This window comes from Streptomyces sp. NPDC003300 (assembly GCF_040610915.1).
GTDB lineage: Bacteria > Actinomycetota > Actinomycetes > Streptomycetales > Streptomycetaceae > Actinacidiphila.
Genome location: NZ_JBEXNE010000006.1, coordinates 65,822 through 91,452 on the forward strand (window position 1 = coordinate 65,822; position 25,631 = coordinate 91,452).

17 protein-coding genes and 1 riboswitch are annotated in these 25,631 nt (G+C 73.7%); of the genes, 10 read left to right on the plus strand and 7 right to left on the minus strand.

What is annotated here, in order from left to right; all coding sequences use genetic code 11:
* Positions 1–2: 2 nt before the first annotated feature.
* A riboswitch (cyclic di-AMP (ydaO/yuaA leader) is annotated at positions 3–157 on the minus strand.
* A gap of 166 nt (positions 158–323) precedes the next feature.
* Positions 324–1,454: an NlpC/P60 family protein gene (locus ABZX65_RS11230; protein WP_355336829.1), complete on the minus strand. Its 1,131-nt coding sequence runs from the start codon at positions 1,452–1,454 to the stop codon at positions 324–326.
* A gap of 341 nt (positions 1,455–1,795) precedes the next feature.
* Between ABZX65_RS11230 and pcrA the strand changes: the two genes are divergently transcribed.
* On the plus strand, positions 1,796–4,264 hold the full coding sequence (gene pcrA, locus ABZX65_RS11235) for a DNA helicase PcrA (protein ID WP_355336830.1): 2,469 nt from the start codon (positions 1,796–1,798) through the stop codon (positions 4,262–4,264).
* Positions 4,265–4,552: 288 nt separating this feature from the next.
* Here the strand turns inward: pcrA and ABZX65_RS11240 are convergent, their stop codons facing one another.
* Both ABZX65_RS11240 and ABZX65_RS11245 read right to left on the minus strand, forming a co-directional pair.
* The gene (locus ABZX65_RS11240; RefSeq protein WP_355336831.1) at positions 4,553–6,109 is read right to left on the minus strand and encodes a M23 family metallopeptidase; all 1,557 of its coding nucleotides are present in this window, start codon (positions 6,107–6,109) and stop codon (positions 4,553–4,555) included.
* Between the two features lie 139 nt (positions 6,110–6,248).
* On the minus strand, positions 6,249–7,190 hold the full coding sequence (locus ABZX65_RS11245; RefSeq protein WP_355336832.1) for an alpha/beta fold hydrolase: 942 nt from the start codon (positions 7,188–7,190) through the stop codon (positions 6,249–6,251).
* Between the two features lie 369 nt (positions 7,191–7,559).
* On the opposite strand from ABZX65_RS11245, the gene ABZX65_RS11250 reads away from it, so the two are divergent.
* On the plus strand, positions 7,560–7,973 hold the full coding sequence (locus ABZX65_RS11250; RefSeq protein ID WP_355336833.1) for a cobalamin B12-binding domain-containing protein: 414 nt from the start codon (positions 7,560–7,562) through the stop codon (positions 7,971–7,973).
* 104 nt (positions 7,974–8,077) lie between these two features.
* Here ABZX65_RS11250 and ABZX65_RS11255 read toward each other — a convergent pair whose 3' ends face one another.
* Positions 8,078–9,679 carry a DUF5691 domain-containing protein gene (locus ABZX65_RS11255; RefSeq protein WP_355336834.1) on the minus strand — a complete coding sequence of 534 codons (1,602 nt, stop codon included), beginning with the start codon at positions 9,677–9,679 and terminating at the stop codon, positions 8,078–8,080.
* 251 nt (positions 9,680–9,930) lie between these two features.
* Complete coding sequence (locus tag ABZX65_RS11260) at positions 9,931–11,334, minus strand: SWIM zinc finger family protein (protein ID WP_355336835.1); 1,404 nt, start codon at positions 11,332–11,334, stop codon at positions 9,931–9,933.
* Positions 11,335–11,472: 138 nt separating this feature from the next.
* On the opposite strand from ABZX65_RS11260, the gene ABZX65_RS11265 reads away from it, so the two are divergent.
* The 5 genes from ABZX65_RS11265 (at position 11,473) to sucD (ending at position 18,934) form a co-directional block, all read left to right on the plus strand.
* The gene (locus tag ABZX65_RS11265; protein ID WP_355336836.1) at positions 11,473–12,597 is read left to right on the plus strand and encodes an AAA family ATPase; all 1,125 of its coding nucleotides are present in this window, start codon (positions 11,473–11,475) and stop codon (positions 12,595–12,597) included.
* Positions 12,594–15,413: a DUF5682 family protein gene (locus tag ABZX65_RS11270; RefSeq protein ID WP_355336837.1), complete on the plus strand. Its 2,820-nt coding sequence runs from the start codon at positions 12,594–12,596 to the stop codon at positions 15,411–15,413. Before ABZX65_RS11265 ends, ABZX65_RS11270 begins: the two co-directional genes overlap by 4 nt.
* Positions 15,406–16,554, plus strand: coding sequence for a VWA domain-containing protein (locus tag ABZX65_RS11275; protein WP_355336838.1), 1,149 nt, complete (start codon positions 15,406–15,408; stop codon positions 16,552–16,554). Before ABZX65_RS11270 ends, ABZX65_RS11275 begins: the two co-directional genes overlap by 8 nt.
* 301 nt (positions 16,555–16,855) lie before the next feature.
* Entirely contained in the window at positions 16,856–18,028 is a 1,173-nt protein-coding gene (gene sucC, locus ABZX65_RS11280; protein ID WP_355336839.1) for an ADP-forming succinate--CoA ligase subunit beta, read from the plus strand.
* A gap of 21 nt (positions 18,029–18,049) precedes the next feature.
* The gene (gene sucD, locus ABZX65_RS11285; RefSeq protein WP_355336840.1) at positions 18,050–18,934 is read left to right on the plus strand and encodes a succinate--CoA ligase subunit alpha; all 885 of its coding nucleotides are present in this window, start codon (positions 18,050–18,052) and stop codon (positions 18,932–18,934) included.
* Between the two features lie 156 nt (positions 18,935–19,090).
* On the opposite strand, the gene ABZX65_RS11290 is transcribed toward sucD, so the two are convergent.
* Positions 19,091–20,041, minus strand: coding sequence for an RNA polymerase subunit sigma-70 (locus ABZX65_RS11290; RefSeq protein WP_355336841.1), 951 nt, complete (start codon positions 20,039–20,041; stop codon positions 19,091–19,093).
* A gap of 464 nt (positions 20,042–20,505) precedes the next feature.
* Here ABZX65_RS11290 and ABZX65_RS11295 point away from each other — a divergent pair, with 464 nt between their 5' ends.
* Positions 20,506–22,056, plus strand: coding sequence for a DUF6350 family protein (locus ABZX65_RS11295; RefSeq protein ID WP_355336842.1), 1,551 nt, complete (start codon positions 20,506–20,508; stop codon positions 22,054–22,056).
* 245 nt (positions 22,057–22,301) lie between these two features.
* On the opposite strand, the gene ABZX65_RS11300 is transcribed toward ABZX65_RS11295, so the two are convergent.
* A complete protein-coding gene (locus ABZX65_RS11300; protein ID WP_355336843.1) occupies positions 22,302–23,105 on the minus strand; it encodes a hypothetical protein in 804 nt (267 codons plus the stop codon).
* A 284-nt stretch (positions 23,106–23,389) separates the two neighbouring features.
* Here ABZX65_RS11300 and purN point away from each other — a divergent pair, with 284 nt between their 5' ends.
* Together purN and purH are read left to right on the plus strand one after the other, a co-directional pair.
* Complete coding sequence (purN, locus tag ABZX65_RS11305) at positions 23,390–24,031, plus strand: phosphoribosylglycinamide formyltransferase (RefSeq protein WP_355336844.1); 642 nt, start codon at positions 23,390–23,392, stop codon at positions 24,029–24,031.
* Positions 24,018–25,568 carry a bifunctional phosphoribosylaminoimidazolecarboxamide formyltransferase/IMP cyclohydrolase gene (purH, locus tag ABZX65_RS11310; protein WP_355336845.1) on the plus strand — a complete coding sequence of 517 codons (1,551 nt, stop codon included), beginning with the start codon at positions 24,018–24,020 and terminating at the stop codon, positions 25,566–25,568. The genes purN and purH overlap by 14 nt, the downstream gene beginning before the upstream one ends.
* Positions 25,569–25,631 lie beyond the last annotated feature (63 nt).

Sequence of the window (25,631 nt, forward strand, 5' to 3'; positions counted from 1 at the left end):
GCGACTCCTTCCGAATACCGCCGACCGGGTTAGCTGACGGGTTCGGGCTGAAGGTCGCCCTACGGTCCCGACGCCTGCTGCGGCGTCCGTTCCGATTCACCCCACGTGCTGTTGGGTCCCCGGCTCCGGCCTGGGCCGGATTGAGCGGAGGTGATTCGCTGTCGGCTCTTCAGCCGACGGGGAAGCTCACCACCTAGCGGGCTACCGTAGTCAACTTGTGCGAGCCTTGGGAAGTTTGGATTGCAATGTGACCGAAATCGCTTTGTGATCTTACCGTTTGTGAGCGCGGCGGCGTCCGGACAAGTCCGACTATGCCGGGTGGACTATGCGGGACGGACCGCCCCGTAGAACGGCATTTCGGTAATCGGGGCGATCTTGACCACGGTGCCGGTGTGCGGCGCGTGGATCATCTGGCCGCCGCCGATGTAGAGGCCGACGTGGCTGATGTCGCTGTAGAAGAAGATCAGGTCGCCCGGCCGGAGATCCGACTCCGACACCCGCGTGCCGACGTTCACCTGGTCCCAGGTCGTGCGCGGCAGATCGACCCCGGCCGCCTTCCACGCCGCCTGGGTGAGCCCCGAGCAGTCGTACGACGTCGGCCCGGTCGCGCCCCACACGTACGGCTTGCCGAGCTGCTTGCGCGCGAAGGCGATGGCGTCGTCGGCCTTCGAGGAACCCGTGCTCGGCACGGTCGGCGTCGAGGAGTCCTTCGCGGCCTTCGCCGCCTTCGCCGCGGCCTCGGCCGCGGCCTTCTCCTTGGCCGCGATGGCGGCGGCCTTGACGCGCGCCTCTTCCTCCTGCTTGGCCCGCAGCGCCGCGAGCCGCGCCTTCTCCTGCGCGTTGAGGCTGTTGAGCAGCTTCTGCGCCTCGCCCAGTTTGGCCTGCACATCCCGCTTGGCGGTGCGCAGTTCGCCCTGCTGGGTGGTGAGCGTCGCCAGGCTCTTGGCCGCCTCGATGCGCTGCTGCGTGGCCGCGGCCTGCTGCACCCGGTACGACTCGACGGCCTTCTGCTGCCGCTTGCCGAGCACGTCCGACAGGTGCACCTGGTCGAGCATCGACTGCGGGTCGGTGGCCAGCAGGTAGCGGCCGGTCGAGTCGTCGCCCCCGGTGCGGTACTGCGCGGCGGCGTACTGCCCGAGGACCCGGCGCGAGTCGTTCAGCGCCTGCGTCTTCTTCGCGGCCTGCTCCAGGAGCCGGTTGACCTTCGCGTTCTGCGCGTCGGTCGACTCCTTGATGCCGTTGTACTTCTCCGTGGCGACCTCGGCCTGGTGCGTCAGCCCGTCGACCTTCGCCTTCACCTCGGCGATGCTCGGCTGCTTCGGCTTGGCCGGCTCGGCGCTGGCGCTCTCCGCGAAGAGGGTCACGGTGGCCAGCGCGGCCGTCGTGATCCCCACGGCCGCACGCGGGCCGGGGGTGCTGAGGATCGCGGCGCGAGCCTTACGGTGTGTCGCCATGGCGCGCGGACTCCTTTCGGACGCCCATCCGGACGCTGCTGGAGCGAGACCGTAGCCAACGCTCCGGGCTGCTGGGAAGAGCGGTGTCCGATAGGCCCGATACCTTTTCGTAATCATTTCCCATTGTCACGGTGCGTGGTAACGGGACTACGGGGTAAAGGTACGTGGTTGCCCCGGAGGCGGCCGTCGGGCGGGGGTCGTGGGGTGTCGGCCGGGGTTCCGGGCGAAGGGTCCGTGGGGGGTCGCCGGGGGGCCGTCGTACGGGGGCCGGGGGGGGCGGCCGGGGGCTGTGCGGGGAAGGGCCGTGGGCTGTCGGTGCCGGGCTCTAGACTCGGGGAGCGATGAGCAGCCTCTTTGACGACAACTTCCTGAACGGTCTGCATGTGGCCCCCGAGCCCGCCGACCCCACCGCTCCGCCGCCCCCGGAGGACGGGGGCCCCGGCGGCGAGCACGTACCGGACGACCTGTTCGGCGGCCGGTTCGACGGACCGCCGCCGCAGGCCACCGGGCGGGACGCGTATTACCGTGACGGCGCGCCGCGGCCCGCCACCGACCCCGCGCAGCTCCTGGAAGGGCTCAACGAGCAGCAGCTCGCCGCCGTCGAGCACGCGGGCGGCCCGCTGCTCATCGTCGCGGGCGCGGGCTCCGGCAAGACCCGGGTGCTCACCCACCGGATCGCCTATCTGCTCGGCGCCCGGCACGTGCACCCCGGCTCCATCCTCGCCATCACCTTCACCAACAAGGCCGCGGGCGAGATGAAGGAGCGCGTCGAGGAGCTGGTCGGCCCGCGCGCCAATGTGATGTGGGTCTCCACCTTCCACAGCGCGTGCGTGCGCATCCTGCGCCGCGAGTCCAAGTCGCTCGGTTTCACCTCGTCGTTCTCGATCTACGACGCCGCCGACTCCAAGCGGCTGATGGCGCTGGTCTGCCGGGACCTCGACCTGGACCCCAAGCAGTACCCGCCGAAGTCGTTCAGCGCGAAGATCTCGAATCTGAAGAACGAGCTGATCGACGAGGAGACCTTCGCGGCCACCGCGGAGAACCCCTTCGAGAAGAAGCTCGCCGAGGCGTACGCGATGTACCAGTCGCGGCTGCGGGACGCCAACGCGCTGGACTTCGACGACATCATCATGACCACCGTCAATCTGCTCCAGGCGTTCCCCGACGTCGCCGAGCACTACCGGCGGCGCTTCCGGCACGTCCTGGTCGACGAGTACCAGGACACCAACATCGCCCAGTACACGCTGGTCCGCGAGCTGGTCGGCACCGACCAGGACGAGGACGCGGCCGAGCTGTGCGTGGTCGGTGACGCCGACCAGTCGATCTACGCCTTCCGCGGCGCGACGATCCGCAACATCCTCCAGTTCGAGGAGGACTACCCGCAGGCCCGCACGATCCTGCTGGAGCAGAACTACCGCTCCACGCAGACGATCCTCACGGCCGCCAACGCCGTCATCGAGCGCAACGCGGGGCGGCGGGCGAAGAACCTGTGGACCGAGTCCGGCGACGGCCCGGTCATCGTCGGCTACGTCGCCGACCAGGAGCACGAGGAAGCGCAGTTCATCGCCGAGGAGATCGACCGGCTCACGGACGCGGGCGACGCCCGCCCCAGCGACGTCGCCGTCTTCTACCGCACCAACGCGCAGTCCCGTGTCTTCGAGGAAGTCTTCATCCGCGTCGGCCTGCCCTACAAGGTCGTCGGCGGCGTCCGCTTCTACGAGCGGCGCGAGGTCCGCGACGTCCTGGCGTATCTGCGGGTGCTGTCCAACCCCGAGGACACCGTGCCGCTGCGCCGCATCCTCAACGTGCCCAAGCGCGGCATCGGCGACCGCGCCGAGGCGATGATCGACGCGCTGGCCGCGCGCGAGCGGATCACCTTCCCGCAGGCGCTGCGGCGGGTGGACGAGGCGTACGGGATGGCGGCCCGCTCGGCGAACGCCGTCAAGCGCTTCAACACCCTCCTGGAGGAGCTGCGCACCATCGTGGAGTCCGGCGCAGGCCCCGCGGTCGTCCTGGAGGCCGTCCTGGAACGCACGGGCTATCTGGCCGAGTTGCAGGCGTCCACCGACCCGCAGGACGAGACCCGCGTGGAGAACCTCCAGGAACTGGCCGCCGTGGCCCTGGAGTTCGAGCAGGAGCGGGACGCGGACGAGCCGGGCACCCTCGCCGACTTCCTGGAACGGGTCGCGCTGGTCGCCGACTCCGACCAGATCCCCGACGAGGACGACTCCGGCGGCGTCATCACCCTCATGACCCTGCACACCGCCAAGGGCCTGGAATTCCCCGTGGTGTTCCTCACCGGCATGGAGGACGGCGTCTTCCCGCACATGCGGGCGCTCGGCCAGGTCAAGGAGCTGGAGGAGGAGCGGCGGCTCGCCTACGTCGGCATCACCCGCGCCCGCGAACGGCTCTACCTGACCCGCTCGACGATGCGCAGCGCCTGGGGCCAGCCCTCCTACAACCCGCCGTCGCGCTTCCTGGAGGAGATTCCGCCGACGCTGATCGAATGGAAGCGGCTCGGCTCCGCCGGGGGGTCCTCGGGGCCCATGACCAAGTCCGCCTCCGCGGCCTCCTCCGTCACCGCCCGCGGCCGGTCCGGCGCCGCCGGCGGCTTCGCCACCCGCCGCTCCTCCGGTGACCGCCCCGTCATCTCCCTCAAGGTCGGCGACCGCGTCACCCACGACCAGTTCGGCCTCGGCACCGTCATCTCCGTCACCGGCCAGCCGGGCGACGAAAAGGCCACCATCGATTTCGGCGACGAACGCCCCAAACAGCTTCTTCTCCGCTACGCCCCCGTAGAAAAGCTCTAGCCCCTCCCACGCGGGGCCTGGTTTTTAGGGGCGCGGGGAACTGCGCGACAAGCCCCCACCGGCGGGTGGTCCGGCGACAACCGGACTGCCCCGCCGGGGCGGGTGGTGACCTGCGGGAGCGCGGCGGCCGGCCGCGCAGTTCCTCCCCCAACCTCCGGCCGGGGGTGCCCCCGGCGCCCCAGACGGGGCACAGCCCACCCGCAGGGTGAACGCACAGGGGCCGCGCCCCTGACGGGGCGCACCGTCATGCGCAGGGTGGACGTCGCGAGTGGGCCCGCCCGCAGGGCGTCAGCGGGGGTCGAGCCCGTGGGCCAGAAGCCAGGGCAGCGGATCGATCGGAGATCCCCCGTGGGGCCGCACCTCGAGGTGCAGGTGCGGACCGGTGGTGTTGCCGGTGTTGCCGGAGTAGGCGATGACGGTGCCCGCCTTGACCGACCCGCTGCGAATCTTCGTACTGCTGAGGTGGCAGTACCACGTCTCCGTGCCGTCGGCCGCCGTGACGATCGCCATGTTGCCGTAGGAGCTGTTCCACTGCGTGCGGACGGTGCCGTCCGTGACCGCCATGACCGGCGTCCCCACCGACACGGGGAAGTCGATGCCGGTGTGCAGCGCCATCCAGTTGACGCCGGCCTGGCCGAAGTACGCGCTGAGGCCCTTCTCCGTCACCGGCAGCAGGAACTTCGGCCGCAGCGCCTCCTTGCGGGCCGCCGCGTCCGCCTTGGCCTTCTTCGCCGCCGCCTCGCGGTCCTTGAGGTCGATCCGCTCCTGCGTCCGGCTCGCGCGGTCCGCGAAGTCGTTCGCGTCGGCGCTCACCCCGGCGAGCTGCCGGTCGAACTGCGTCGTCGGCGCGTTCGCGTCCGTCGCCGCGCTCCCGCCGTCGGCCTGCGTCTTCGAGGATTCGGCGACGCCGACCCCGGAGACCGCCGCCGCGCCCACGGCCGCCACGCCCATCACCGCGACGGAGGGGACCGCCACGGTCAGCAGCGCCGACCGCCGGGCGGGCTTTCGTCGTCGGCTGCGCGCCACCGGCTCGCCGTCCGCCGGGAACGCGTCCGCGTAGGCGTGCTCCACGGCGGGCTCGTCGTCGCGGGCCGCCTCGGCCGTCGCCGTCGCCGTCACGGGCTCGACCGCGTCGACCGCCTCGAACTCGGCCGTCGTCGCGGCGGGTTCCGCCACCGGCTCCTCGACCCGCGGGTGCGGCTGCGGCTCCTCGTGGACCGGCGCCATCTGCTCGTACACACCGGTGTCGCCGCTGGCGTCGTAGCCGTACCCGTAGCCGTACGTCGGATACGCGCCCGAGTCCCAGTCCTGCTGCGGCTGTTGGGCCGGAGCCTGCGGCTCCTGATACGGCTGCTGGTAGAACGCCGTGCTGTCGTACGTCCCCGTGTCGTAGTACGTCCCCGCGGCCTGCGTCGCGTACGGGTCGTACGCCGCGTAGCCGCCGGTGTCATACGTCCCGGTGTCGTACGTCCCGGTCCCGGCCGCGTACATGCCGGTGTCGTAGACGCCCGTGTCGTACGTGCCCGTGTCGTACGAGGTGTACGTGCCGGTGTCGTACGCGTCGGCGGGCTGGGACTGCGCCGGTACGTGGGGCTGCTGGACCGGGGTCTGGGCCTGCGGCTGCCCCTGGTCGTAGCCGTAACCGGTGTCGTAGCCGTACCCGTGTGTGTACTGCGGGGGCTGCGGGGCATACGCGTAACTACCGGTCGCGTCGGGCGCGTGGCCGTACAGCGGATCGGCGTCAGCGAAGGTGGTGCCGACGGTCTGGTAGGCGCCCGTGGAATAAGCGTCGTACCCGTAGGCGTCGTAGTCGGGGGCGTACCCCGACGCAGGACGTTCGTTCACCGCCAGCTTCTCTTTCGCCTAGGCAGCAGGAGAATTAGCGGTGACTGTAGCTCCCCGTACGGGGAGCCGACAATCTTCTGCGGTGACCTGGCGTCCGCCTTGCCCGGTGTTCGGTTGATATTCGACCGTTACGTGTCCGTTATGCGGCGTCGATCGCGCCCCTCCAGAGCTCCTTCCCGCTCAGCGCTTGCCGTATCTCGGCGGCCACACCCCGGTGCACGGGCAGTGCCAGGTGGCCGATCCCGCTCACCCGGATGTTCTCCGCCGAAAGATCCGGGTGTTCGAGGCGCGCCGCGGCCACCGGGACCATCAACTGGTCGAGGTCGCTCCAGAACGACACAAAGCGCGTCCCGCACCCCCGCGCGGGCTGCGACAGCTCCTCCAGCAGCGCCGACCCGGGCCGCATCTGCCGCACGATCGGCAGCGGCGTCAGCAGCGGCACGACCCTGGTCCCGGTGTGCGGCGTCCCGAGCGTGACCAGCGTCCGCACCCGCGCGTCACCGCCCAGCCGCTGCACGTAGTACCGCGCGATCAGTCCGCCCAGGCTGTGTCCCACCAGGTCGACCCGGCTGTGCCCGGACTCCGCGCAGATCCGCTCGACGTGCCGCCCCAGCAGCTCGGCCGCTCCGCGTATGTCACAGGTCAACGGTGAGTAGTTCAGCGCGTCGACCCGTGTCCAGCCGTGGTGCAGCAGGGAGCGGCGCAGCAGGGTGAAGACCGACCGGTTGTCCACGAAGCCGTGCAGCATCACCACGGGCGGGTGGGCCCTGCCCTCGGTCGGCAGCCGCAGCGCCCCGCCGGGCGCCCGGCCTATCGCGGGTGTCTTCGGTGAGGGGGCGGCCGTCCGCGCGGGGAGTATCCCCGTGGGGTAGAGCAGCAGGTGGCCCGCCAGGATCGCCAGGTCGAACGCGGTGGCCTTGACCAGCGCCGCGCCGTGCAGCAGCCGGGCCAGCGGGGCCGTCGCCGCCCCGGCGGACGGACGGTCCGCCTGCGGGTCCTCCGCGGCCCGCGGAGGGCCGGTGGCGGCCGGGGTGCCGGCCGGTGTCGTGGCGTCCGGCGAATCGGCTGGTCCGACGGTCATGGCCCACCTCCCGTCACGGCACGCTCCGTGCGGCCCGGTGGCCCGGCGTGCCCTGTCGAGGGCCGGAGCGGAGGCCGTGTCCCCGTGCTCTGCGGCTGCGAGCGCGGGAACACGGCATCCTGGCAGCGGCTCCTCCACAGCGGGCCGGACCGGTGAGCGACGGCTCCGGCGTGTCCCACACCGTGACGAGCCGTTTCCCGGGGTCCCACCCGTGGTGAATGTGTCCCACTGTGTGATTTCCCCCTCCCTGGGTCCCGCGAAACTGTCGGGCGGCGGAGCGGGGCGATAACGTTCGTTCACACTGTGGGACGCTCTCCGCGACCGCAGCCCCGAATTCCCGGCCCGCGAGCCGTACGCATGGAGGCAGTGATGGGAGTGTCCGGTCCGATCCGCGTGGTGGTGGCCAAGCCGGGTCTCGACGGCCACGATCGCGGGGCCAAGGTCATCGCCCGCGCCCTGCGGGACGCCGGTATGGAGGTCATCTACACCGGCCTGCACCAGACGCCCGAGCAGGTCGTCGACACCGCCATCCAGGAGGACGCCGACGCGATCGGCCTGTCGATCCTGTCCGGCGCCCATATGACGCTCTTCGCGAAGGTCCTCGAACTGCTCAAGGAGCGCGACGCCCTGGACATCAAGGTCTTCGGCGGCGGCATCATCCCCGAGGCCGACATCGCGCCCCTCAAGGAACTCGGCGTCGCCGCGATCTTCACCCCCGGCACCCCGACCACGGCCGCCGTGGACTGGGTGCGCGCCAACGTCCACCAGGCCACCGGCGCCTGACCGCCGCCGCCCCGTCCGCCCGAGCCCGCCGGGCCCGCCGAGCCGCGCCAGGCCCCGGAGCGCCCGGGCCGCGGTGCGGGCCGCCCGCCGTACCGTCCGCATGATCACTCACCCCCGTCCCCCGGCGCCCCGGGGGCGGTGGCCTCGCCGCGCAGCTCGGCCAGCATCACCGCGCGCAGCCGCAGCGTGCCCGTCAGCCGCTGGAACGCCTCCGACCAGTACGCGCCCGCGCCCGGCGAACCGTCCGGCGGCTCCTCGGCCGCCGCGCTGAGCACTCCGACCTGGTCGGCCGCCGCCGGATCGAGACAGCGCTCCGCCAGACCCATCACGCCGCTGAAGCTCCACGGGTAACTGCCCGCGTCCCGCGCGATGTCCAGGGCGTCCACCACGGCCCGGCCCAGCGGCTCCGACCACGGCACCGCGCACACGCCCAGCATCTGGAACGCCTCGGACAGCCCGTGCGTGGCGATGAACTCCGCCACCCACGTGGCCCGTTCGTCCTCCGGCAGGATCGACAGCAGCTTCGCCGGGTCGCCGACCGCCGCCACCGGCGAGGACGGCGCCGGGGGAGGGCCGAGCAGGGCCCGCGCCCAGCCCGTGTCGTGCTGCCGTACCGCCGCCCGGCACCAGGCGGCGTGCAGATCGGCCTGCCAGTCGTCCAGGACCGGGAGGGCGATGATCTGTTCCGGGTCGCGGTCGCCGAACCGCGCGCCCCAGGTCGCCAGCGGCGCCGCGTCCACCAACTGGCCCAGCCACCAGGCCCTTTCGCCCCGCCCGCTCGGCGGCTTGGGCGCCACCCCGTCCCGTTCCATCCCCGCGTCGCACTCGTACGGCGCCTCCACCGTGATGCCGTCGGGGCCCAGCGACACACAGCTCCTGGCCCGGTCCGCCATCCGCCCGGCCAGCGCCGACTCGGGCAGCGCGGCCAGCAACTCGGCCGCCGTCGAGCGGACATTGCGGCTGCGGTCGGTCAACGCCTGTTCCAGGAAGGGCTCGTCGGCCCCCGACAGGCCCACCCGCAGCGAGTCCAGGAACATCAGCCGGTCCTCGGCCCGCTCGCCGCTCCAGGTGGACACCAGCAGCGCCAGCGCGCGGGCCGGGTCGGCCAGCCTGATCCGGGTGAGCAGCGCGACCCGCTCCGCGAACAGGCCCTCCTCCCACAGCCGTTCGGCCGCGTCCGGGTCCTCGGGCGCCGCCGCCAGGCCCCGGTGGCCCGATCGCAGCACGAACTTCCAGTCCGGATTCAGCCCGGCCAGCCACAGCCCGCGCGGTCCCGCCAGCGCCACCGCGTCCGTCCGCAGGTCCGTCCGCGCCCTGGCGGCGTCCAGCAGTGCGGGCAGCAGAGCGGGCGGCGCCCCGTACCCGAGGAGGTTGGCCTCCGCGAGCCACTGCGGCAGCAGCTCGGCCAGATTCGGCGCCGACCCCCGCCGGTTGCCGGAACCGCCGCCGGTGCGGTCCGTCAGCAGCCGGTCCAGCCGCTGCCGGGCGGCCTCGGGCAGCGGCCGTCGTGTGTCGGGCGGCGCCAATTCCGGCCGCTCCCGCGCCACCCCAGGCCGTACACCGGCACGCCGCCGCACCACCCCGGCCGCCGCCGCGTCCAGCAGCCCCGCCGCCGCCTCGTCCGCGTCGCCCGCCACGATCGCGGGCCGCCGCCGCTCGGTGCCCAGCAGCGCGCTGCCGACCAGATCGTCCCAACCGATGCTCATCACATTCCCCCTTCGCACTCCACGACGTCGCCTCGCGGATCTCCTCCGCGTCGTCCGCTTCCCCTGCGCTGATGCCGCTGATCCCGCTGCTCCGGCCGGGTCCGGCCCGCCGGGTTCCCGCGCGCGGCTGCCCCCTCCGCAGTCGCGCACCGTCCCCCGGGCGGGCCGCCCCGCGCCCCCGTACCCGTCCCCCCGTAAACCGTGCGTTCCACGCCGGGCCCTGCTCCGGGCTCCCCGCGCTTCCGGCGCGGTTAGAGCGGCACCGTCTCCCCGCCGTCCGGCCAGACCGCCAGCGCGCGCAGGCCCGTCGGACCCAACTCACCGAAGACGGTGACCGGGTGGCCGCCGGAGACCGAGGCGAGGCGCCACAGGCCGGTGGTGGCCGGGGTGAGCGGGACGGCGTCCTGCCCTTCCCTGTGCGCCAGTTGCCAGCGGTTCGGCCCCGGTATGGGGACGACTCCCGACAGGACGACGGGCCACGCGTCGAGCCAGGGGTCGTCCGCGAGCGCGCTGCCGTAGGACGCGAGCGCCGCGTCGATCCCGGTCCCGACCGGTGCGCCGCCCGTACCGCCGCCGGAGGGGCCGCCGCCCGTACCGCCCCCCGTACCGCCGCCGGAGGGGCCGCCTCCCGCGCCGACCGTGCCGTGCCGGGTGCCGAGCGCAGCCCGCAACGGCAGCGCCGCCGGGTGGTAGGCCAGCTCCGCGTCGAGCACCGCGCCCACCGGCAGGGCCAGTTCGGGCGCGCGGCCGACCGCCCCGAAGGACAGGAGCAGCGCGAAACGGCCGGGCTCCCGGTCGTACAGCCAGATCCGCCGAGTTGTCAGCCGCTCGTCCGCGCTGTCGTACTGCGCGAGGACCTGCCAGTGGCCGCGGACGGTCGGGCCGGCCAGCAACTCCGCCGTGTCGACGGTGAATCCGACCCGCGACCTGACCGTGTCGGCCAGCGGCCCCGGCAGACCCTGGCGGCCGAGGAAACCGCGCGCCAGCAGATGCAGCAGCGCCGTCTCCTCCAGCATCCGCGACGGCCAGTCGCCGCCCGCCGCGACCACCGTCCCCAACTCCCGCACCCGCGTGGCCAGTCCCGGCGCCTGCGCGTCGACCATGCGGGCCGCGATCTCGTCCCACTGCTGATAGCCCGCGCGGTCCGCGCCCGCGAGCCCGCCGCGCAGCAGGTCGGTGAGCCGCTGCTCCAGCTCGGCGGCCCCGCCCTCGACGCGGACCGCGCGCCGCTCGGCCCGCCGCCGCGCCGCCGTCGGGTCCGCGGGGCCCGACTCCGCCCGGACCGCGGCCGTCTCGGCCACCGTCTCGGCCTTCTTCCGCCGGGCGTCGATCCACTGCTCGGCCCACTCCGGCACGTCCCCCGCGCCGACCGGCCCCGCCCCGCCCTCGGACCACAGCAGCAGCAGTCCGAGCGCGTGCTTGCACGGGAATTTCCGGCTCGGGCAACTGCACCGGTACGCGGGCCCGTTCACCTCCACGACCGTCTGGTACGGCTTGCTGCCGCTGCCCGCGCACAGCCCCCACACCGCGCCGCCGGCCGTCCCCGCACCGGACCACGGCGCGGGTGTGGCGAGCCGCGCGCCCGCCTTGCGTGATGCGGCGTCAGGCGCGAGCGCCAGGACCTGATCCGCTGTCCACCGTGCTTCCGTCTCCATGCCCCCGAAGGTAGAACCCCCCACTGACAATCGCTCTGACCTGCGCGGATCGCGCGCTGTGACCGATTGTCAGTGGTCGGGTGCATCGTGGAGAACAGCTCGGACCACGCGGGTCCGACGGATGAGTGGGGGAGAGCCATGACCGGTACGACGGGTGCCGAGACCGACAGCGGCACCGGCGCCGAGCAGGCCCTGAGGCCGCACGCGGAGGACGCGTTCGCGGACGAGCTCAAGGCGCTCGCCGCGGCGGACGACCGGCCGCGCCCCGCCCGGTGGAATCTCTCGCCCTGGGCCGTGGCCACCTACCTGCTCGGCGGGACACTGCCCGACGGCACGGTCGTCACACCGAAGTACGTGGGCCCGCGGCGGATCGTCGAGGTGGCCGTGACCACGCTCGCCACCGACCGGGCGCTGCTGCTGCTCGGCGTGCCGGGCACCGCGAAGACCTGGGTGTCGGAACACCTCGCCGCCGCGATCAGCGGCGACTCGACGCTGCTGGTGCAGGGCACCGCGGGCACCCCCGAGGAGGCCATCCGCTACGGGTGGAACTACGCGCAGCTCCTCACCAACGGCCCCAGCAGGGACGCGCTGGTGCCCAGCCCCGTCATGCGGGCGATGGCCGAGGGCCGGCTCGCGCGCGTCGAGGAGCTGACCCGCATCCCGGCGGACGTCCAGGACTCGCTGATCACGATCCTGTCCGAGAAGACCCTGCCGATACCGGAGTTGGGCGCCGAGACACAGGCCGTACGCGGCTTCAACCTCATCGCGACCGCCAACGACCGCGACCGCGGGGTCAACGACCTCTCCAGCGCGCTGCGCCGCCGCTTCAACACGGTCGTGCTGCCGCTGCCCGCCTCCGCCGAGGACGAGATCGACATCGTCTCCCGCCGGGTCGACCAGCTTGGCCGCGGCCTCGACCTTCCGGCCGCCCCGGAGGGCGCCACCGAGATCCGCCGGGTCGTCACCGTCTTCCGCGAACTGCGCGGCGGCGTCACCGAGGACGGCCGCACCAAGCTCAAGTCCCCCTCGGGCACGCTCTCCACGGCCGAGGCGATCTCCGTGGTCACCAACGGCCTCGCGCTCGCGGCCCACTTTGGGGACGGCGTGCTGCGGGCCGGTGACGTCGCCGCGGGCATCCTCGGCGCCGTCGTCCGCGACCCGGCCGCCGACCGGCTGATCTGGCACGAGTATCTGGAGACGGTCGTCCGCGAGCGGGACGGCTGGAAGGACTTCTACCGCGCCTGCCGCGAGGTGTCGGCATGACGGTCATGGACGCCGCCACCGGCGGCACGACGACGGGTGACCGCGCGGCGGGCGGCACGCGGACGGCTGACGGTACGGCGGCGCCCGGTCGCGCGGAGGACGGTGCGACGGCGGCCGGAAGCGGGCCGGAGGACCGCACGGCGGAAGGACTCCGGGCCGGGGCGGTGCCCGCCGCCGTCGTCCGCGGCGGTGCGGGCGGCCACTACGGCGACGACCTCGTACTGCTCGGAGTACGGCACCACGGGCCCGGGTCCGCGCGGGCGGTGCGGGCCGCGCTCGACGCGTACCGGCCGCAGGCCGTGCTCATCGAGGGGCCGCCGGAGGCCGACGCGCTGCTCGCGCTGGCCGCCGACCCCGCGATGCGCCCGCCCGTCGCGCTGCTGGCGCACGTGGTGGACGACCCGGCGCGGGCCGGGTTCTGGCCCTTCGCCGAATTCTCGCCCGAGTGGGTGGCGATCCGGTGGGCCGCGCGGGCGGGCGCCGATGTCCGCTTCATCGACCTCCCGGCCGCGCACACCCTCGCGCTGCGCGCCGCCGCGGAGGAAGAGGAGGCCGCGGCCGGCGGCCCGGACGCGGAAGGGCCGGTACGGGGGCCGGTGCGAGAAGGAGAGGAAGGGCAGCAGCCCGCCGAGGGGGAGGCGGCCGGAGGGGATACGGACGACGGCGGGGCGGCTGCTGCCGCGCGGATCGACCCGCTGGCCGTCCTCGCCAGGGCCGCCGGGTACGACGACCCGGAGCGCTGGTGGGAGGACGCGGTCGAGCACCGCGGCGGCACGGCGGACGGCGACGGCGACGGCGACCCGCTCGTCCCCTTCGCGGCGCTCGCCGAGGCCATGGCGGCGATCCGCGAGACCTACGGCGACGGCGGCCACGCCCAGGACCCGCTGCGCGAGGCCCACATGCGGCTGCGGGTCCGCGAGGCGCGCAAGGCGTACGAGCGGACGGCGGTGGTCTGCGGCGCCTGGCACGTGCCCGCCCTCACGGAGCGGACGACGGCCACCGCCGACCGGCAGCTCCTCAAGGGCCTGCCCAAGGCGAAGGTCGAGACGACCTGGGTGCCGTGGACCCACCGTCGGCTGGCCAGGGCCAGCGGCTACGGCGCGGGCATCGACTCGCCGGGCTGGTACCGGCACCTGTTCACCGCGCGGGACCGCCCGGTGACCCGCTGGATGACGAAGGTGGCGGGGCTGCTCAGGGAGGAGGACCTGCCGGTCTCCTCGGCCCACGTCATCGAGGCGGTACGGCTGGCCGACACGCTCGCCGCGATGCGGGGCCGCCCGCTGGCCGGTCTCGGCGAGACCACCGACGCGGTCCGCGCGGTGATGTGCGACGGCTCCGACGTGCCGCTCGCGCTGATCCAGGACCGGCTGGTCGTCGGCGACGTGCTCGGCGAAGTCCCGCCGGACGCGCCCGCGGTGCCGCTCGCCCGTGACCTCGCCCGCGAGCAGCGCAGGCTCCGGCTCAAGCCCGAGGCGCTGGAGAAGGAGCTGGAGCTGGACCTGCGCAAGGAGATGGACGCGGGCCGCAGCCGCCTGCTGCACCGCCTGACGATGCTCGGCATCGGCTGGGGCGAACCGGCCGTCGCCCGGCACGGCAAGGGCACCTTCCGTGAGACGTGGCGGCTGCGCTGGGAGCCGGAGCTGGCGGTACGGATCGCCGAGGCCGGGATCTGGGGCACCACCGTGGGGTCGGCCGCCACGGCCAAGGCCGAGGACGCCGCCGTGCACAGCGACGCGCTGGCCGCCGTCACCTCGGTCGCCGAACAGTGCCTGCTCGCCGGGCTGTCCGACGCGCTCCCCGTCGTCATGCGCGTCCTCGCCGACCGCGCCGCGCTCGACGCCGACGTCTCCCACCTCGCCGCCGCGCTGCCCGCGCTGGTCCGTGCCGTCCGGTACGGCGACGTCCGCGGCACCGACTCCGCCGCCCTCGGCGAGGTCGCGGAGGGTCTGGCCTCCCGTATCTGCGTCGGCTTCCCCCCGGCCTGCGTCGGCCTCGACGCCGACGGCGCGGCGGCGCTGCGCACCCACATGGACGAGGTCCACCGCGCGATCGGCCTCCTCCCCTCCCCGACCCCGCACCCTGCGGTCGGCCCAGGACCTGCGGTTGGCCCGGCGCAGACGGACGCACCCGCACCCGCACCCGCCTCCGGCACCGCACCCGCGCCCGGCACCGCACCCGCACCCGGCACCGCACCCGCCTCCGGCACCGCGCTGGTCTCCGGGGCCAGCGCGCGGGGGCGGGGGGATGTTTCTGGGGGGGACCTTCGGGAGCGGTGGGCGGGGACGCTGCGGGGGTTGGCCGAGCGGGACGGGGCGATACCCGGGCTGCTGCGGGGGGCCGCGACGCGGCTGCTCATGGACGACGGGCGGATCGAGGCGGAGGACGCGGCGCGGCTGATGGGGCTGGCGCTGTCGCCGGGGACGGGGCCCGCGGAGGGGGCCGCGTGGATCGAGGGGTTCCTGTCCGGCGGCGGGATGCTGCTGGTGCACGACGAGCGGCTGCTGGCGCTGGTCGACGGCTGGCTGGCGGCCGTACCGGCGACGGCGTTCAACGACGTGCTGCCCCTGCTGCGGCGGACCTTCGCGGACTTCGAGACCGGAGTGCGGCGCAGCGTGGGGGAGTTGGTGCGGCGCGGCCCCTCGGCGGCGCGCCGCCCGGCCACCGCGTCGGACCCGGGCCTGCCCGGCTTCGGCACCGGCCTCGACGCGGCCCGCGCCGACGCCGTCCTGCACACCGTCCGGCTGCTGCTGGGCACGACCACCACGACCGATCTCGCCGCCAGGCTGACCAACGAGGGGGACCAGGCAGATGACTGACACCGATGAGCGGCTGCGCCGCTGGCGGCTCGTGCTCGGCGGCGGGGGCGCCGACGGCACCGGGTGCGAACTGACCGGCAGGGACGCGGCGATGGACCGTACTCTCGGCGCGCTGTACGGCGGCACGGGCAGCGCCTCGGGGCGCGGGGCGGACCGTTCGGCGGGCCTCGGCGGCTCCGCGCCGCAAGTGGCCCGCTGGCTCGGCGACATCCGTACGTACTTCCCCAGCTCCGTCGTCCAGGTGATGCAGCGGGACGCGATCGACCGGCTCGGGCTGTCGGCGCTGCTGCTGGAGCCGGAGATGCTGGAGGCCGTGGAGGCCGACGTGCACCTGGTCGGCACGCTGCTGTCGCTGAACAAGGCGATGCCCGACACCACCAAGGAGACGGCGCGGATGGTGGTCCGCAAGGTCGTGGACGACCTGGAGAAGCGGCTCGCCACCCGGACCCGCGCCACCCTCACCGGCGCGCTCGACCGCTCGGCGCGGGTCAGCCGCCCCCGGCACCGGGACATCGACTGGAACCGTACGATCCGCGCCAACCTCAAGAACTACCTGCCCGAGCACGGCACCGTCGTGCCCGAGCGGCTGATCGGTTACGGCCGCGCCGACCAGGCGGTGAAGAAGGACGTCGTCCTCTGCATCGACCAGTCGGGTTCGATGGCCGCCTCCGTCGTCTACGCGTCCGTCTTCGGCGCCGTCCTGGCCTCGATGCGGTCGATCGCCACCAAGCTCGTCGTCTTCGACACCGCCGTCGTCGACCTCACCGACGAGCTGGACGACCCGGTGGACGTGCTGTTCGGCACCCAGCTCGGCGGCGGCACCGACATCAACCGGGCGCTCGCGTACTGCCAGGGCCTGATCACCCGTCCGGCCGAAACCGTCGTCGTACTGATCAGCGATCTCTACGAGGGCGGTATCCGCGACGAGATGCTGAAGCGGGTGGCGGCCATGAAGGCGGCCGGCGTCCAGTTCGTGGCGCTGCTCGCGCTGTCCGACGAGGGCGCGCCCGCCTACGACCACGACCACGCCGCCGCGCTCGCCGCCCTCGGCGCTCCCGCGTTCGCCTGCACCCCCGACCTCTTTCCCGATGTGATGGCAGCGGCGATCGAGAAACGCCCGATTCCGATACCGGAGGCGTGAACGACGATCGGGAACGGACCCGGACGGTGATCTGTGACCGTTCTCACCGCCCACATGTGATCTGCGATTTAGCCCGTCACCGCCCTCGGCGATAACCTGCGAGACGGACATGCCGCGTACTCGGTCACCGTGTGCGCTTCCCTTGTGACAGTGCAGTCGCCCTGCCCGTAGCGGCACGCCCAGGCAGATCAGGCAGAAACGCACGCAGCGCCGCACACATCAGGCGGCAGCAGCTTGCGAAATGCTGAATTCCAGGGAAACCAGGAACCCTGGAAACCAGGGAAAAGGGAGACGGACGCGCGTGGACCTGTTCGAGTACCAGGCGAGGGACCTCTTCGCCAAGCACGGTGTACCGGTGCTGGCCGGTGAAGTCATCGACACGCCTGAGGCGGCGCGCGAGGTGGCGGAGCGACTGGGCGGCCGTGCGGTCGTCAAGGCTCAGGTCAAGGTGGGCGGCCGCGGCAAGGCCGGTGGCGTGAAGCTGGCCGCCGACCCGGCCGACGCGGTGGCCAAGGCCGACGCGATCCTGGGCATGGACATCAAGGGCCACACGGTCCACAAGGTGATGCTCGCCGAGACCGCGGACATCAAGGAGGAGTACTACGTCTCCTTCCTGCTGGACCGCACCAACCGCACCTTCCTCGCCATGGCCTCCGTCGAGGGCGGTGTCGAGATCGAGGTCGTCGCCGAGGAGAACCCGGACGCGCTGGCCAAGGTCCCGGTCGACGCCCTGGAGGGTGTGACTCCGGAGAAGGCCGCCGAGATCGTCGCCGCCGCGAAGTTCCCGGCCGACATCGCCGACCAGGTCGCCTCCGTCCTCCAGCAGCTCTGGACCGTCTTCGTCAAGGAAGACGCCCTGCTGGTCGAGGTCAACCCGCTGGTCAAGACCGGCGAGGGCAAGATCGTCGCGCTCGACGGCAAGGTCTCGCTCGACGAGAACGCCGCGTTCCGGCAGCCGGAGCACGAGGCGCTCGAGGACAAGGCCGCCGCCAACCCGCTGGAGGCGAAGGCCAAGGCCAAGGGCCTCAACTACGTGAAGCTGGAAGGCGAGGTCGGCATCATCGGCAACGGCGCGGGGCTCGTCATGAGCACCCTCGACGTCGTCGCCTACGCCGGTGAGGCGCACGGCGGCGTGAAGCCCGCCAACTTCCTGGACATCGGCGGCGGCGCGTCCGCCGAGGTGATGGCCAACGGCCTGGAGATCATCCTCGGCGACCCGGACGTCAAGTCCGTCTTCGTCAACGTCTTCGGCGGCATCACCGCCTGCGACGAGGTCGCCAACGGCATCGTGCAGGCCCTGGAGCTGCTCAAGTCCAAGGGTGAGAACGTCACGAAGCCGCTGGTCGTACGCCTGGACGGCAACAACGCGGAGCTGGGTCGCAAGATCCTGTCCGACGCGAACCACCCGCTGGTACAGCGCGTGGACACCATGGACGGAGCGGCCGACAAGGCCGCCGAGCTGGCTGCGAAGTAAGGGACGAGGACACCGACAACCATGGCTATCTTCCTGACCAAGGACAGCAAGGTCATCGTCCAGGGCATGACCGGCGCCACCGGCATGAAGCACACCACGCTCATGCTCGCCGACGGCACGAACATCGTCGGCGGCGTCAACCCGCGCAAGGCGGGCACCACCGTCTCCTTCGACCAGGGCGAGGTCCCGGTCTTCGGCTCCGTCAAGGAGGCCATCGAGGCCACCGGCGCGGACGTGACGGTCATCTTCGTCCCGGAGAAGTTCACCAAGGACGCCGTGGTCGAGGCCATCGAGGCCGAGATCCCGCTCGCCGTGGTGATCACCGAGGGCGTCGCGGTGCACGACTCCGCCGCGTTCTGGGCGCTCGCCCAGGCCAAGGGCAACAAGACCCGGATCATCGGCCCGAACTGCCCCGGCCTGATCACCCCCGGCCAGTCCAACGCGGGCATCATTCCGGGCGACATCACCAAGCCCGGCCGCATCGGCCTGGTCTCCAAGTCCGGCACCCTGACGTACCAGATGATGTACGAGCTGCGCGACATCGGCTTCTCGTCCGCCGTCGGCATCGGCGGTGACCCGATCATCGGCACCACGCACATCGACGCGCTCGCCGCGTTCGAGGCCGACCCCGACACCGACCTGATCGTCATGATCGGCGAGATCGGCGGCGACGCCGAGGAGCGGGCCGCGGCCTTCATCGAGAAGAACGTGACGAAGCCGGTCGTCGGCTACGTCGCCGGTTTCACCGCGCCCGAGGGCAAGACGATGGGCCACGCGGGCGCCATCGTCTCCGGCTCCTCCGGCACGGCGCAGGCCAAGAAGGAGGCCCTGGAGGCCGCGGGCGTCAAGGTCGGCAAGACGCCGTCCGAGACGGCGCGCCTCGCGCGGTCGATCCTGGCCGGCTGACCTGCGGTCGGCTCGGCACGCCACACGGCGCGGGTCCGGTTCCCTTCCTCGGAAGGGGCCGGACCCGCGCCGTTTCCGCGTCGCGCGGACGGAGCTCGGCCCAGCGGCCGTTCGCCGCTGCCCGTCCCCGCCCGGACCGCGCCCGCGGCCAAGTCCTCAGGGCAGCGGCGGTTTGCCGGTGTCCGGGCGGAGTCGTGCCCCGTGCACGTCCCGTAGGCCGGGGCGGGGGTTGCGGTGTGCGGCCGGGGGGACGCGGGGCGGGACGCGCGGGGGTACGTCGGTGCGTGCGTCCGCTGCCGCGCGCGCCGGGTCGTCGGAGGGGGCGTGGCCCGGGGCGCCGGGGGTGTCGGCGCGGTTCTGGCCCGCCTCGCGGGCGTGCCGGGGCGGCACCGGCTTGCTGTGGTCGGGCGCGACCGCCATGGTCACGACGGTGGCCGTCACGATCAGGGCGGTCAGGGCGAAGGCCGCGACCGTACGCCGCCGTACACCGCGCTCGCTCGCGTCCCGTACGGCGGCCGGTTTCCGGGTACGCGCGGGCGCGGCGTCGTCCTGCTCGTCGGCGAGCAGCGCGCCGAGTTCCACGGACAGGGGCTGGCCGTCCTCGGAGAGTTCCGGCAGCGCCGTGGTCAGGGCGGCCCGCGCGTGGGTGATGCGTGCCGCGGTGATGGGCGTACTGGACTCGGTCTCGGCGGCGGTGCCGGGCAGATCGAGGCCGAGGCCGTCGTAGAGGAGCAGGGCGCGGCGGTGCTCGGGCGGCAGCCGCAGCAGGGCCGCCGCCAAGGGGGCGGGGGCGGCCGGGGCGGCGGGTTCGCGGCGGTGGGCCGGGACCCAGCGCTGCCAGGGCGCGAGGGCGAACGCGTAGGCGTTCGCGCGCAGCCAGCCGACCGGATCGGCGTCCCGCGCCACCTCCGGCCACCGCTGCCACGCCTGGTCGAAGGCGCGGGCCACGGCGTCGTCGGCGAGCCGCGGACTGCCGGTCAGGACCAGGACCTGGCGTACGAGCGGGTCCGCGCAGTGCGCGTACAGCGCGTCGAAGGCGGCCTCGGGGCTCGGGCCGGGGAGCACCGGCGGGGCCTGTGCCACGACGGGCGCGGCGACGACCGCCACGCGGCCCAGACCGACCGGCTCACGGGTGGGCGCGGGGGAGCGCGGGGGCCTCTTGCGCGCCGGAGCCGTGGGCGGAGGGGTCTTCGCCGCGGGGCTCTTGGACGGCGGGCTCTTCGCGGCCGGCCCCTCGGGCGCCGGTCTCTTGGGCGCGGGACCCGCGGGGCTCTCAGGCGGAGCCGGGTCCGCGGCAGGTGCGGGCGCGCCGGACGACGGCGGTTTCTGCCGCTGCCGCGACGTCGGCTTCTGCTTGGCCGGTACGGGCTTGGGCGGTGACTGTGTCCCGCCGGTGCGCCTGCGGGCGCTCACCGCGGCGACCCCGAGCCGTCACGCCGTACCCGTGCTCGTACGGATACCCGTACATGTGACAGTGTGAAAAAAGGACACATAGCGCCCATCATGTGCGACACGACGACCTTTCGCCCGCTGCCGGGGCGAAACGGGTGTTGTTGGCACCATGGGTCGCCGTGACCCATACGACCGATCGCATCGCGGCACTGTCCGCCGAGGCCGCTGCCCGGCGGGTCGCGGCGGCACGCGCCACCGCGTTCGCCGGGGGAGCGGTCGCCGCCGGGCTCGGCCTCGGCGTCCTCGGCGCCGTCGTCCTCCTGCTCTGGATCGCCTCGCCCTTCCCCGACAGCGGCCTCGGCGGCGCCCTGCACGTCGGCGCCGCCCTGTGGCTGCTGGCCCAGGGCGCCGACCTGGTCCGTACGGAGACGCTCTCCGGCGCCGCCGCGCCCATCGGTGTGACCCCGCTGCTGCTCACCGCCCTGCCGGGCTGGCTGCTCTTCCGCGCCGCGGCCTCCGCGGTCCGCACGGCGGCCGGGGGCGAGGACGGCCCGCGGCCCGCGGCCGACGTCCGTACGGTGGCCGCCACCGCGGGCTGGCTGCTCGGCGGATACCTGGCCGCCGCGTCCGGCGCCGTCGCGTACGCCGCGGGCGGGTCCTTCCGCGTCGACGTCCTCGCCGCGCTGCTCTACGTGCCGCTCTTCGCGACCGCCGTGACCGCCGCCGGGGCGTGGTCGGGGTGCGGGCGGCCGTCACTCGCGCGGGTCGGGCCGTACGGCCGGGAGGCCGTCGTCGCGCTGCGGGCCGCCGGGACGGCGGTGGGCGTCGTCATCGGCGGCGGCGCGCTCATCGGCGCCGCCGCCCTCGCGTGGCACGCCGGGGCCGCCGGGCGGACCTTCGCGCAGCTCAGCGCGCCACCGGCCGGACAGCTCGCCGTCCTGCTCGTCGCGGTCGCGCTCGTCCCCAACCTCGCCGTCTGGGGGGCCTCGTACGCGCTCGGGCCGGGGTTCGCCGTCGGCGTCGGCAGCGCGGTCGCTCCCGCCGGGGCCTCCGGCTATCCGACGCTGCCCGGATTTCCGCTGCTCGCCGCGTTGCCGGACGAGGGGAGCGGGGGGTTCGTCGGGTGGGCCACCCTCGCCGTGCCCGTTTGCGCGGGGGTTCTCGTCGCCCGGTCCGTGGGGCGCGCCGCCGACGCGTGGAGCCTGCGGCGTACGGCCTCGGTGGCCTCGGTGGCGGCCCTCGTCACCGGGGTCGCCTTCGCGCTGCTCGCCGCCGTGTCGGGCGGGCCCCTCGGCACCGTCACCCTCGCCGCCTTCGGCCCCTCCTGGTGGGCCGCCGGCCTCGCCGCGCTCGCCTGGACGCTGCTGCTCGGTGCGCCCGGGGCCGTGGCGCTGCGCTGGCACCGGGACGGGGCCGCGGTCTTCCGTCCCCGGACCTGGGCCGGTTGGGTCCGGGCCCTGCGGCCCCTCGGCTGGCCTGCCGCCACCGCGCGCGCCGCGCGCGGGCTCTGGGGGCGGTGCGGCCCCGCGGTGCGGCGCCGTGTCGCCGCCTTGCGGCCGACCCGCGCCGTTTCGGCGTCCGCCGAGGTCCCGGTGCCTGCGGTTCCACCGCCTCTTCCTGCGGAGCCGCCGCCTCCGGCCGTTCCTCCCATGCCGACGCTGCCGCCTGCTCCGATCGCCGCCCCGGCCCCCGTCGTCCCCCGGCCCGAGCCGGACCCCGGGCCCGAGTAGGCCCCCCGCCGGGCTTTCAGCCCGAGAACCCACAGCGTCTGCCCCGCCGGGGCCGGTTCTCCCCCGCGCCCCCGGTGGGGGCTCGCCGCGCAGTTCCCCGCGCCCCTGAAAAGCAGGCCCTTCGTCTGCGCCCGGCAGAAGAGGTCGAGCCCCGTAGGGGCGCGGGGAACTGCGCGACAAGCCCCCACCGGGCGGACGCTCGGCGGATACGGGACCGGGGGTCACGCGCCGCCCCCCGGAGGGGGTCAGCGGAGGCCGGGGAAGTCGCGGAGGGGGCTGGGGAGGAGATTCTGGCAGGAGTGCGACGCGGGCGTGGTGAGGGCGTCGCTCTTGCAGGTGAAGTAATCGCGGTAGGCGTACTGCAAGGAGTACGTGGTGACGACCAGCGCGAGCGTCACGGCACTGGTGATGATGCCGCTCCAGGCCGCGGTGACGAAGGAGCGCTGGGCGTCGGGCCCGGGCGCGGGCGGGGCGGGCCGGGGCGTCTGGGTGGCGTCGGCCAGGGCGGAGGCCGCCTCGGCGCGGGCCTTGGCCCGGTCCTGCGGGCTCATGCGGAGCGCGGAGATCCCCCAGTAGAGGGCGAGCGCGCCGAGCAGGAGCCCGACCGGGGTCCAGCCCAGGAGGGCGAAGATCAGTCCCCAGCCGCCGCAGACCAGCGAATAGCGCGACCGCCGCTGTGCGGGGTCGGTGGGGTCGAAGCGCGGGCCGCTGCCCGCGGGTCCGGTGGGACCGCCGCCCTGCTCCGGCCTGCGTCCGAACGGGTCAGGGCGTCCGCCCTGGGGCTGCTGATTGCTCCACCCGTGGCCCCACGCGGTGGGCGCGCCGTGCGGTGGCGGGGGCGGACCCTCCGGCTTGTCCCCGGAGCCGCCTTCCGACGAGCCCTCCGACGAGCCCTCCTTCGACGAACCGTCCGAGGGCTGCTGTCGCGGCTGCCACGGACGGTCGGGCGCGCCCTCCGGCGGCGGCGCGAAGGGATTGTCCTGCTGATCGCCCTCGGGCGCGCGCAGCGCGAGACGAATACGGCCGCTGCTCATGATGTGATGCGCCATCCCCTTGGGCTCGACTCCTTCTTCGGCTTGTACCGACGTGTACTGACGTCTTGCAACGACCGTACGACGATGTGCCATCCCTGTCAGATGCGTCACTTACGCCCGCGTGCGGGGCGCGCGAAGTGCCGCTCTCCCGGCAGACGCTACCGTCCGCGCGCTCCCCCGTCCCGTGGGGGCCGCCGGGAGTGCCGGTATCGTTGCTGACGGTCGGCGGCCTCGTAGGGTTCCCCGTCATCCGATCGGCCTCCGACTCGTACGATCCTCTAAACGAGAGAGCACCGCCAGTGGCCGCGCCCGCACACGCCTCCACCCCCGCCCGTCTCGTCGTCCTCGTCTCCGGTTCGGGGACCAATCTCCAGGCGCTGCTCGACGCCATCGAGGCCGATCCCTCGTACGGGGCCGGGGCCCGTGTGGTCGCCGTCGGCGCCGACCGCGACGGCATCGCGGGCCTGGACCGCGCCGTCCGCGCGGGCCTGCCCACCTTCGTCGTCCGCGTCAAGGACCACGAGGACCGCGCCGCCTGGGACCTCGCGCTCGCCGAGGCCACGGCGCGGTACGCGCCCGACCTCGTCGTCTCCGCGGGCTTCATGAAGATCGTCGGCAAGGAGTTCCTGGCCAGGTTCGGCGGCCGGATCATCAACACCCACCCCGCGCTGCTGCCGAGTTTCCCCGGCGCCCACGGCGTACGCGACGCGCTCGCGTACGGCGCCAAGGTGACCGGGTGCACCGTCCACTTCGTCGACGACGGCGTCGACACCGGCCCGGTCATCGCCCAGGGCGTGGTCGAGGTCCGGCCGGACGACACGGAGGACGCGCTCCACGAGCGCATCAAGGAAGTCGAGCGACGACTGCTCGTCGAGACCGTGGGGCGCCTGGCGCGCCACGGCTACCGCATTGAGGGACGAAAGGTTCATGTCGGTGAATAAGCCCATCCGTCGCGCGCTGATCAGTGTCTACGACAAGACGGGTCTCGAAGACCTGGCCCGCGGTCTCCACGAGGCGGGGGTGGAACTGGTGTCGACCGGGTCGACCGCCGCGAAGATCGCCGCCGCGGGCGTCCCCGTCACCAAGGTCGAGGAGCTGACCGGCTTCCCCGAGTGCCTGGACGGCCGGGTCAAGACGCTGCACCCGCGCGTCCACGCGGGCATCCTCGCCGATCTGCGCCTGCCCGACCACCAGCGGCAGCTCGCCGAACTCGGTGTCGAGCCGTTCGAGCTGGTCGTCGTCAACCTCTACCCGTTCAAGGAGACCGTCGCCTCGGGCGCGAGCCCCGACGAGTGCGTCGAGCAGATCGACATCGGCGGCCCCTCGATGGTCCGCGCCGCCGCCAAGAACCACCCGTCGGTCGCCGTCGTCGTCAGCCCGAACCGGTACGCCGACGTCCTGGCCGCCGTCCGCGACGGCGGCTTCGACCTCGCTGCCCGCAAGCGGCTCGCCGCCGAGGCGTTCCAGCACACCGCCGCGTACGACGTGGCCGTCGCCTCCTGGTTCCTGGACGGCTATGCGTCCAACGAGGAGTTCCCCGAGTTCAGCGGGCAGACGTACGACCTCCAGCAGACGCTGCGCTACGGCGAGAACCCGCACCAGGGCGCCGCGCTCTACAGCGACGGCAGCGGAAAGGGGCTGGCCGGGGCGGAGCAGTTGCACGGCAAGGAGATGTCGTACAACAACTACGTCGACACCGACGCCGCCCGCCGTGCCGCGTACGACCACGAGGGCGTCTGCGTCGCGATCATCAAGCACGCCAACCCGTGCGGGATCGCGGTCGGCACGGACGTCGCCGACGCCCACCGCAAGGCGCACGCCTGCGACCCGGTCTCCGCGTACGGCGGCGTCATCGCCGTCAACCGGCCCGTGTCGGTGGCCATGGCCGAGCAGGTCGCCGAGATCTTCACCGAGGTGATCGTCGCGCCCGGGTACGAGGACGGCGCCGTCGAGATCCTCGCGCGCAAGAAGAACATCCGCGTCCTGCGCTGCGCCGACGGGCCCGAGACCGTCACCGAGTACAAGCCCATCGAGGGCGGCCTCCTCGTCCAGGCCAAGGACCGCTTCCAGGCCGAGGGCGACGACCCCGAGACCTGGACCCTCGCCACCGGGGACGCGCTGACGGCGGCCCAGCTCGCCGAACTGGCCTTCGCCTGGCGCGCCTGCCGCGCCGTCAAGTCCAACGCCATTCTTCTCGCGAAGGGCGGCGCCACGGTCGGCGTCGGCATGGGGCAGGTCAACCGGGTCGACTCCGCCAGGCTCGCCGTCGAGCGCGCCGGGGCCGAGCGCGCCACCGGCTCCTACGCCGCCTCCGACGCCTTCTTCCCGTTCCCCGACGGGCTCGAGGTCCTCACCGCCGCCGGGGTCGCCGCCGTCGTCCAGCCGGGCGGGTCCATCCGCGACGAAGCCGTCATCGAGGCGGCGGCCAAGGCGGGAGTCACGATGTACCTGACGGGGACGCGGCACTTCTTCCACTAGGACCCTGGCGGTACGCCGATCCTTCACAGGGCGCGGGGACCGCGCGCCCGGCCGTGACGTGCT

Bases quoted from the DNA above. Each gene is read 5' to 3' on its own strand.
- ABZX65_RS11245 (WP_355336832.1), bottom strand. From the start codon at position 7,190: ATGACCGTCGGACCAGCCGATTCGCCGGACGCCACGACACCGGCCGGC.
- sucD (WP_355336840.1), top strand. From the start codon at position 18,050: ATGGCTATCTTCCTGACCAAGGACAGCAAGGTCATCGTCCAGGGCATG.
- ABZX65_RS11270 (WP_355336837.1), top strand. From the start codon at position 12,594: ATGACGGTCATGGACGCCGCCACCGGCGGCACGACGACGGGTGACCGC.
- ABZX65_RS11265 (WP_355336836.1), top strand. From the start codon at position 11,473: ATGACCGGTACGACGGGTGCCGAGACCGACAGCGGCACCGGCGCCGAG.
- ABZX65_RS11230 (WP_355336829.1), bottom strand. From the start codon at position 1,454: ATGGCGACACACCGTAAGGCTCGCGCCGCGATCCTCAGCACCCCCGGC.
- purH (WP_355336845.1), top strand. From the start codon at position 24,018: ATGTCGGTGAATAAGCCCATCCGTCGCGCGCTGATCAGTGTCTACGAC.
- pcrA (WP_355336830.1), top strand. From the start codon at position 1,796: ATGAGCAGCCTCTTTGACGACAACTTCCTGAACGGTCTGCATGTGGCC.
- ABZX65_RS11255 (WP_355336834.1), bottom strand. From the start codon at position 9,679: ATGAGCATCGGTTGGGACGATCTGGTCGGCAGCGCGCTGCTGGGCACC.
- ABZX65_RS11250 (WP_355336833.1), top strand. From the start codon at position 7,560: ATGGGAGTGTCCGGTCCGATCCGCGTGGTGGTGGCCAAGCCGGGTCTC.
- ABZX65_RS11300 (WP_355336843.1), bottom strand. From the start codon at position 23,105: ATGGCGCATCACATCATGAGCAGCGGCCGTATTCGTCTCGCGCTGCGC.
- ABZX65_RS11275 (WP_355336838.1), top strand. From the start codon at position 15,406: ATGACTGACACCGATGAGCGGCTGCGCCGCTGGCGGCTCGTGCTCGGC.
- ABZX65_RS11260 (WP_355336835.1), bottom strand. From the start codon at position 11,334: ATGGAGACGGAAGCACGGTGGACAGCGGATCAGGTCCTGGCGCTCGCG.